This is a genomic window from Streptomyces sp. SID3343 (genome assembly GCF_009865215.1).
Classification (GTDB): Bacteria; Actinomycetota; Actinomycetes; order Streptomycetales; family Streptomycetaceae; genus Embleya.
In genome coordinates this window covers 1-8,600 of record NZ_WWJX01000209.1, presented here as the reverse complement: position 1 = coordinate 8,600, position 8,600 = coordinate 1, and the positions used below count along the sequence as shown (strand labels likewise).

Here is an 8,600-nt window from a genome sequence, read left to right as displayed (position 1 = left end):
ACCCGCACTGCCCACCCTCACCGGCGTCGTCCGCCGCACCCTCGCCCCCGCCGCCCGGGCCACCGGCCCGCAGGCCCGGACCTTCCACACCGTCTACGCCGTGACCACGTTGCCGCTCGTCGTCACCCTCCACGCGGCCCTGTGGGCCCTGTCCACCCCGGGCCGCCTCGCCGCCACCGTTCTCGTCCTGTACGCCCTCACCCACACCGGGGCTTTCGCCCATCTCCCCACGCACTGAGTGCGCCGCTTGAAGGAGGACCCATGGTCCTGTCGATTTCCGGAGTCCTGCTGCTCGGCGTCATCGCCTACGTCTTCTTCCGCAAGGACGGACTGAGGGTCCCGCACGCCCTCGTCTGCTCCCTCTTCGGCTTCTATCTCGCCGGCAGTTCCATCGCTCCGCACATCACCGCGAGCGGCAACAGCATCGCCAACCTCCTATCCGGCCTCAGCTTCTGACCACACTCCCTCCCTCGACCCCACCAACACCCGCCGCAGGCCCCGGTTCGCCTTCCGAACCGGGGCCTCCGGCCTACCCGCACGCACCACCGAACCCGCCCGACCCACCGACCCGAACCCCTGCCGGCCCGTCCGGACCCGACCCCGAAGAAACCCACCCATCCGAAGAACTCACCCGCCGAGCCCACCCGAACCCCACATCCGAACGACCGCCCCGACCCACCCCCCACCACGGAGACCGCATGTCCCCCGGCCCCAAATCTCTCGCCACCATCGCCCAACGCGTCCAGGACGGACTCGGCAACACCCGCTCCCGCGCCCACCGCATCCACCACCACACGCGCGACACGTTCTCGCCCGTCCTCACGCTCACCCGCGGCCTGCGCAAACAAGCCGCCTGGGCCCGCAACTGGTGGAAGGCCGCCGGGGCCGACAAACGCAAGGTGGGCGCGGCCGGCGTCGCCGCCATGGTGCTCGCCCTGTACTTCCTGCCCTACGCCCCGATCGTCACCGTGGTCCTCGTACTGGGCTCCGCCGCGTGGCTCGGCCGCGGGGAGAAGCCGCCCGCCCCCGAGCCCGCCCCCGATCCCACCGACGTCCGCCTCCAAGCCGTCTACAACGGCCTCGTCCCCTACCTCGCCGACGACCACGACCCCGCCCGCATCTTCCACCCCGGCGGCCCGTACCAGGACGCGTTCCGACACTGGGAACTCGACGGTGACCGGATCACCCGCCTGGAACTCGCCTACAGCCCGTACTTCACCGACAACGACCCCGCCGCCCGCGCCCGCGTCGAGCGCGCGCTCCAGGCCAAGACGGGGCGCGGTCGCGAATACCTCTACGACTGGGACACCGAGAACAACCACCTCACCCTCGCCGCGCTGTCGCCGCTCCCGCCCCCCGTGCCCGCCCAGCCGTACGTCACCGCGCCCCGCGAGATCCTGCTCGGCATCACCGACACCACCAGCACCAACCGCCTCACCCCCATCCGGGTCGACAACACCACCCGGCAACTGCCGCCCGTCATGTGGCGCACCGGCAACCGCAGCATCGACCCCCACCTGCTCGCGGTCGCCGCCCCCGGCGCGGGCAAGTCCAACCTCCTGCGCACCATCGCCCTCCAGGCCGCCCGCGACGGCGACCTCGTCGTCGTCGACGGCAGCGGGTCCGGCGACTTCGCGTGCCTGGTCGGCCGCAAGAACATCCTTCGGGTGGAAACCGGCTACCAGGGCACCATCGAAATCCTCACCTGGCTGCGCCACGAGACCCAGCGCCGCATCGCCGCCGTCACCCACGCCAAGCAACACGGCACGCCCGTCCCCGACAACGCCCGCCGCCCCCTGTGGGTGATCCTCGACGAGATCACCGAACTCACCGAATCGGCCACCGCCCAAGGCGCCACCGATCCCCAGGAGTTCCTCGACCTCCCGCTGCGCCTGGGGCGCGCCGCCCACGTCGGCATCGTCACCAGCGTCCGACCCGCCCACCTGGACCGGCTACGCCCGGCATTGGTCGCCGACACCCACACCCGCATCGTCCTGGGTTCCCTGGACCCCGAGGTCACCGGCGTCGTCCTGGGCGCCACGCCCGGCATCTCCGGTGGCGAGGCGATGCCCCCCGGCCGCGGCTACGTGCGCATCGGCAACAACGCCGTCATTCGTATCCAGATCCCGTACACGCCCGACCCGCTGGAGGACGACACCTGCGAAGCGGACCGCAGGCGCGTCCTCGACCTCCTCCCACCACGCATCGACGAGGCCGCCCGCGCCGGCGACCCCCGCCACACGAACCGGCGGCCCTCCGCCGACCAGGCCGCCCGCGCCGCCGCCCACATCTCGCTCGCCAAGCAACCCGAGCCCACGGGCTGAGCCATCGGCCGGCCCCGATCCGGCCGCCCCGCGGACCGAACCCGTCGGCCACCTCCCACGACCCCGGCCCCGGCCCCAACCGCCAGGTGCCGCCCCGCCCCCTCCCAAGAGGCCCCCGAGCGACCAACACCCGGGGGCCTCACGCACGCCCTACGCATGCGCCCCACGCCTATGCCCCAGCCGTACATCCGGCACGCGACCAATTACGCAAAACACACCACCGCGCCCGCACCGGCACGTCATGATGGGGACTCGCACCCCCAGGAGGACGTGGACGCCCCGTGTTCGACCTCGCCAACTTCACCGTCAGCGACATGGTCGTGTGCAGCTCCGAACTGCGCCAAGTCACCGCCGAGTCACCCACGATGGAAGACGCCGCCCGCGCCATCGTGCAACGCCTGCGCGACACCTTCCGTGACCCGGCCACCGGGCAACCGCAGCTCGTCCTCACTCGGCTCTTCCAGACCATGCCGTGGCGCAACCTCACCCCCGACCTCCAACGCCACGTCCGGCAGCGCCAGCCCGACGTCACGCCTCATCCGGAGCTGCGCTGCCTCACCCTCCTGGGCACCACCGGCGACCGCGTCGAATGGCGCGACCGCACCCGGTCGCGCCGACACCAGGTCACCGCGTTCCCCAACGCCCAGGCCGTCCGGCGGGCGCCGATGATCGGCGCCATGCTCGACCAACTCGGCGTCACCGCCGAACAGATCGTCGCCGGGCCCCTGCCCACCGGCAGCGACTGGGACCGGCACGAGATCCACCACATCCCCGACGCGCCGAGCAGCGACGCGGTCCCCGACAAGGACTTCATCCGCGACCACGACATAAAGTCCGTCGTCGGCTACGCCGGCAACCTCCCCGACGGGGAACTGTTCACCGTCCTGATGTTCACCCGCGTGCCCGTCCCCGCGCACATCGCCGAACTCTTCCGCACCGTCGCCGTCTCCACCCGTTTGGCCCTGCTCCCGCTGCACACCGCACCACTGTTCGCCGGCGGGCCCACTCCGCGCACACCCACCGACACCCACGTCGCGGCCGCGCGGGTCGACGCCCTCGAACAGCTCCTCGCCGCGCACGAGGGCACCACCGCCCAGCAGGCCCTGGCCGCCGAGGACGCCCGCGACCGGGTCCGCTCGCAACAAAAACAGCTCGCCAGGAAACAACGCCGACTCGACCAAGAGACCCGGATCATCGAGACCCTCTACGGCGTCGGCCAACAGCTCACCCGCGAACTCAACCTCGACCGCCTCGTGCAGACCGCCACCGACGCCGCCACGTCCGTGATCGCCGCCGAGCACGGCATCTTCCGCTACATCGACTACGACACCGGCGGCGTCGCCGACACCCGCTACGCGGTCACCGGCCCCGATCCCACCCTGATCGACCGCCTGCCCAGACCACGCCCCACGATCGCCGCCCGCACCCGCCCCGACGTCAAGCCCGTCCCGCCGCCGATCGTCCGCCGCGGCGACCTCACCGACGATCCCGGCGACGCCCACCTGCTGCCGTATCGCATCACCCACGAAGGCCAGCCCCCGGTCCGCAGCCTGCTGACCATCCCGGTCACCACCGCGACCGGCGAGGACCTCGGCGCGTTCACCTTCTGCCACACCAAGGCCGACGTCTTCACCGAACGCGACGAACAACTCGCCCTGGGCATCGCCACCCAGGCCGCCACCGCGATCGAGAACGCCCGCCTGTTCCGCAGCGTCCGCGACACCGCCGTCGAACTGCAACGCAGCCTGCTGCCCCAGGTCCCGCCCGACCTCGACGAACTGCACATCGCCTTCCGCTACCTGCCCGGCGCCAAGGGCCAGCAGGTCGGCGGCGACTGGTTCGACGTCATCCCGCTCTCCGCCGGCCGGATCGCGCTGGTCGTCGGCGACGTCATGGGTCGCGGCCTCCAGGCCGCCGCGGTGATGGGCCAACTGCGCGCCGCCGTACGGGCGTACGCGGTCATGGACCTTCAGCCCGCGCAGGTGATGCGCCACCTCAACCGCCTCGTCACCGGCCTGGGCGGCGAGGACCAGATCATCACGTGCGTCTACGCCGTGTACGACCCCGGCAGCGCCACCGTCAACTGGTCCAACGCCGGCCACCTGCCGCCCGCGCTGATCTGCGCCGACGGCAAGGTCGAACTCCTGGAGGAGGACCTCGGCGTCCCGCTCGGTCTCGACGGGACCACCTTCGACGACGCGGTCGTCGCATTCGACACCGGCGACCAACTCCTGCTCTACACGGACGGCCTCGTCGAGTCCCACGACGCGTCCCTGACCGACCGCCTCCAAGAGCTCACCCAACACATCGACACCCTCACCGGCGGCACGTACAACGTCGCCGATGTCGCCGATCTCCTCGCCAAGACCATGCTCACCGGTCAGGAACCCGACGACGTCGCGCTGCTGCTGGTCCGCGCCCGGCACAGCGTCGAACGCACCGCCAACATCGACCTGCCGCCCACTGCGCGCTCGGCCCGCGAGGCCCGCGACTTCGTCCGCGCCACGCTCGGCCGATGGCAGCTCGGCAACCACAACGACGCGACCTGTTCGGTGGTCACCGAACTGGTCTCCAACGCCGCCGAGCACGCCCGCACCCCGATGGAACTGCGCCTGCGCCACCACCCGGGCCGACTGATCGTCGAGGTCGTCGACCACGACGGTCGACAACCCAAGGAGATGTCCTCACCGGGCCACGACGAACGCCACCGCGGCCTGAGCATCGTGGCCGGCCTCACCGCCGACTGGGGCGTGCGCCCCACCGACAACGGCAAGATCGTCTGGGCGGAGATAAAGGATCGCTGACCCGACCGAAGGCGGGCGCCTGCCCGAACCTGACGAACGGCTCGATATCGGGTGTATCAGGATCGGCGCGGGGCAGCCGGATACCGCGGCCGGCAGCCCGGATACCGCAGTCGGAAAGGGCAAACAGGCGAGTTTTGTGGCGCTTTCTCCCGACGGTGCGGTGAATCCTTCGTTTTCGGGTAGCTACCCACCGTCACGAACCCCGGGTAGCCACCTACCGGCCACTCGGTCGGGAATCTTCGGGGTCCGTCACGCGTTCTGTCACTGGACGAGACAGCAAGACCTGTCGATGTGGGTTGACAAAGCCAGGAGGCACGATTCATGAGTGAGCGAGCTCTCCGCGGCACACGCCTTGGCGCCACCAGCTACGAGACCGATCGAGGTATCGATCTGGCGCCGCGTCGCACCGTGGAGTACGACTGCCCCCGTGGGCACCGCTTCGAGATGCCGTTCTCCGTCGAGGCGGAGATCCCCTCGACGTGGGAGTGCCGCAGTTGCGGTGCCGTCGCGCAGTTGGTGGACGGCGCACCGCCGGAGGAAAAGAAGAACAAGGCCACGCGTACTCACTGGGACATGCTCATGGAGCGGCGCACCCGTGAGGAGTTGGAGGAGGTGCTCGCCGAGCGCCTCGCCGTACTGCGGTCGGGTGGGATCAACCTCCACCACGACCCGCGCACCAACCGCAAGAGCGCCTGAGCGAACACCGCGCGCGCCCGCACCGGGTCCGCGCGGACCCCGTCGACAGGTAGCAGCACCCCGACGCCCGGGGCGCCCACGACCCTCACCGGTCGAGGCGCCCCGGGCGTCGTTGCGCCTCGATCCGGGGCGCACTCTCGGCTCACTGCTCGCCGCCCGTCCCGTCGCCGGCCGGGATCGGATTCCGGCCGGCCGGCGGCTCGCGCGGTGCCTACGGCAGGAGTTTGGGCGGGGGCGGCGGGTCGTCGTCGTGGCGGGGGCCCGGGTGTTCCGGGTCGACGACCTCGCCTTGGACGATCTTGCCGTCGGGACGGTGGATGCGGATGTCCTGCATCACTCCCCCGAGCCTGGCGTTGCCGGCGATCTTCGCGGCGACGAAGGTGCCGATCAGGCGGCGGATCAGCGGTCGGGTGAACGGCAGGACGCACAGCAGCCCAAGCGCGTCGGTGACGAAGCCGGGGATGATCAGCAGGACACCGCCGAGGACGACCACGCCCGCGTCGGCGGCGGCCTTGCCGGCCTCCGCGCCCTGGGCGGCCATGGCGGCGGGGTCGGACCGGCCTTCGCGCTGCGCCTGTTCGCCGAGGGTGCGCAGGCGGGTCAGTACGCGCCGGCCTTCGTAGCGGATCACCAGGGCGCCCACGACGATGCCGGCGAGGATGAGCAGGAATGTGTTGCCGGCCCCGATGGCGCTGCCGACCCGACTGATCACGTAGATCTCGACGAGTGGCAGCGCGACGATCGGGAGGAGCTTGATCGCCCGGCGCAGCGGGGTGTTCACGAGATCACGTCCTCGGCGGGGTGGTACCGGTGGAGCCGGTCGTACCGGTGCTGCCGACGCCGATGTCGTCGTCCGCCGCGCGGGGGGCGGGTACGGGGGTTTCGGCGTCCTCCGTGCGGTACTTACCCACGCGTCGGCCGATGCCCCACTGGGTGACGCGCCACAGGGCCTCGGTGACGATGGTGCCGCTCATCTTGCTGTCGCCGCGTTCGCGTTCGACGAAGGTGATCGGGACCTCCAGGACGCGGAAGCCCTTGCGGATCGCGCGCCAGCCGAGGTCGACCTGGAAGCAGTAGCCCTGTGAGGCGACCTCGTCGAGGCCGATGGCCTCCAGGGTTTCCTTGCGAAACGCGCGGAAGCCGGCGGTGACGTCGTGGATGTCGACGCCGAGCATGAAGCGCGAGTAGGTGCTGCCGCCCCTGGAGATGAGCTTGCGGTGGCTGGGCCAGTTCACGACGCCGCCGCCGGGGACCCAGCGCGAGCCGATCACCAGGTCGGCGTCGCGGATCGCTTCGAGCAGGCGGGGGAGCTGCTCGGGCTGGTGCGAGCCGTCGGCGTCCATCTCGACGAGGACGTCGTACCCGCGGTCGATGCCCCAGCGGAAGCCGGCGAGATACGCGGCGCCGAGCCCCTGCTTGCCGGCGCGGTGCATGACCTGGACGTGCGGGTCGTGTTCGGCGAGCGCGTCGGCGATGTCGCCGGTGCCGTCGGGGCTGTTGTCGTCGGCGATGAGCACGTCGACGTCGGGGACCGCTGCGCGCAGTCGGGCGACGATCGGCTCGACGTTCTCCGATTCGTTGTAGGTGGGGATGATGACGAGCACCTTGCCGAGGTCGGCGAAGCTGGTCTGCTCGCGGTCGGTCACATCATCTCCTTGATGGCGGTGGCCTTGATGGCGACGGGTTCGTCGACGGGCGTCGGCTCGGCGCCCGGGTCGGCGGGGGCGGTGGTGGTTGCGCTCGGCTTGCGACGGCGGGCGTAGACGCCGTACGCGCAGGCCAGGAGTCCGACGATAGCCAGGATCCACTCGGGAGCCGAACCGGCGCGGGTGGCGAGTGTGCGGGCGTCGCGCAGCGGTATGTCCATGACCAGGGTGTCGGCGGTGAACTCGCGGGTGCGTTCGACCACTTTTCCGTCCGGCATGACGATGGCGCTGATGCCGGAGGTGGCGGCGATCAGGACCGCGCGGCCGTGTTCGACGGCGCGCAGGCGCGACATCGCGAGTTGCTGTTCGGGTTGTCCGCTGCGGCCGTAGGTGGCGTTGTTGGTCTGGACGACGAGGACCCGGCCGCCGTGCGTGACGGCTTCGCGGGTGACGTTGTCGTAGGCGATCTCGAAGCAGATGACGTCGCCGATGCGGGCGGGGCCCAGTTGCATGACGCCGACGGTCTTGCCCGGGTAGAAGTCGCGCGGCACGCGCTCCAGGCGGGAGATGAACTTGGTGAGCAGGTCGCGCATCGGGATGTACTCGCCGAACGGCACGGGGTGGCGCTTGGTGTAGGACTCTCCGGGGCCGGTGACGGGGTCCCACACGATGCCCTGGTTCTGGATGTGCGTCGCGTCGGGTCCGGCGACCAGGACCCCGGTGAGGACGGGCACGCCGATGTCCTTGACGGCGCCGTCGATCGCGTCGTAGGCGTCGCGTTCCTCGAACGGGTTGAGGTCGGAGGAGTTCTCCGGCCAGATCACCAGTTCGGGTTTTTCGACTCGGCCGGCGCGTACGTCGGCGGCGAGTCGGTGGGTCGCGTTGACGTGGTTGTCCAGGACGGCGCGGCGCTGGCCGAGGAAGTCGAGTCCGGTGCGCGGCACGTTGCCCTGTACGACGGCGATGGTCGCGCTGTCGGGCCCCTCTGCGTCCCCCGAGGTCGGGATGGGGACGGCGTAGGCGCTGATCGGGATGGCCACCGCCAGGGCCGCGGCGCCGAGGGCCACCACGGCGGCGCTGCGGGCCTTGGCGTCTGCCCGGGCGGCCGGCGCGACCTCGACGCGCTCGCG

At 71.1% G+C, this 8,600-nt stretch carries 8 protein-coding genes; 5 read left to right on the top strand and 3 right to left on the bottom strand.

Going from position 1 to position 8,600, the window contains the following annotated elements:
* The 5 genes from GT354_RS07480 to GT354_RS07460 all read left to right on the top strand — a co-directional run.
* Window positions 1-238 (top strand): hypothetical protein (locus GT354_RS07480; RefSeq protein ID WP_161355462.1); only part of this gene is annotated, 238 nt, incomplete at its 5' end.
* Between the two features lie 23 nt (window positions 239-261).
* Window positions 262-456, top strand: a complete 195-nt coding sequence (locus GT354_RS07475) for a DUF2304 domain-containing protein (protein WP_161355461.1) — start codon at window positions 262-264, stop codon at window positions 454-456.
* Between the two features lie 242 nt (window positions 457-698).
* Window positions 699-2,324 carry an ATP-binding protein gene (locus GT354_RS07470; RefSeq protein ID WP_161355460.1) on the top strand — a complete coding sequence of 542 codons (1,626 nt, stop codon included), beginning with the start codon at window positions 699-701 and terminating at the stop codon, window positions 2,322-2,324.
* Window positions 2,325-2,605: 281 nt separating this feature from the next.
* Entirely contained in the window at window positions 2,606-5,128 is a 2,523-nt protein-coding gene (locus tag GT354_RS07465) for a SpoIIE family protein phosphatase (protein WP_161355459.1), read from the top strand.
* A 321-nt stretch (window positions 5,129-5,449) separates the two neighbouring features.
* Complete coding sequence (locus GT354_RS07460; RefSeq protein ID WP_161355458.1) at window positions 5,450-5,824, top strand: RNA polymerase-binding protein RbpA; 375 nt, start codon at window positions 5,450-5,452, stop codon at window positions 5,822-5,824.
* A gap of 211 nt (window positions 5,825-6,035) precedes the next feature.
* Here GT354_RS07460 and GT354_RS07455 read toward each other — a convergent pair whose 3' ends face one another.
* The 3 genes from GT354_RS07455 to lnt form a co-directional block, all read right to left on the bottom strand.
* Window positions 6,036-6,605: an FxsA family protein gene (locus tag GT354_RS07455; RefSeq protein WP_161355457.1), complete on the bottom strand. Its 570-nt coding sequence runs from the start codon at window positions 6,603-6,605 to the stop codon at window positions 6,036-6,038.
* A 4-nt stretch (window positions 6,606-6,609) separates the two neighbouring features.
* Window positions 6,610-7,470, bottom strand: a complete 861-nt coding sequence (locus GT354_RS07450) for a polyprenol monophosphomannose synthase (RefSeq protein ID WP_161355456.1) — start codon at window positions 7,468-7,470, stop codon at window positions 6,610-6,612.
* The coding region (gene lnt / locus GT354_RS07445; RefSeq protein ID WP_237534472.1) for an apolipoprotein N-acyltransferase at window positions 7,467-8,600 on the bottom strand (1,134 nt) is incomplete at its 5' end. The genes GT354_RS07450 and lnt, both read right to left, overlap by 4 nt.

Coding starts and splice junctions, on each gene's coding strand:
- GT354_RS07460 (WP_161355458.1), top strand. CDS start 5,450: ATGAGTGAGCGAGCTCTCCGCGGCACACGCCTTGGCGCCACCAGCTAC.
- GT354_RS07470 (WP_161355460.1), top strand. CDS start 699: ATGTCCCCCGGCCCCAAATCTCTCGCCACCATCGCCCAACGCGTCCAG.
- GT354_RS07475 (WP_161355461.1), top strand. CDS start 262: ATGGTCCTGTCGATTTCCGGAGTCCTGCTGCTCGGCGTCATCGCCTAC.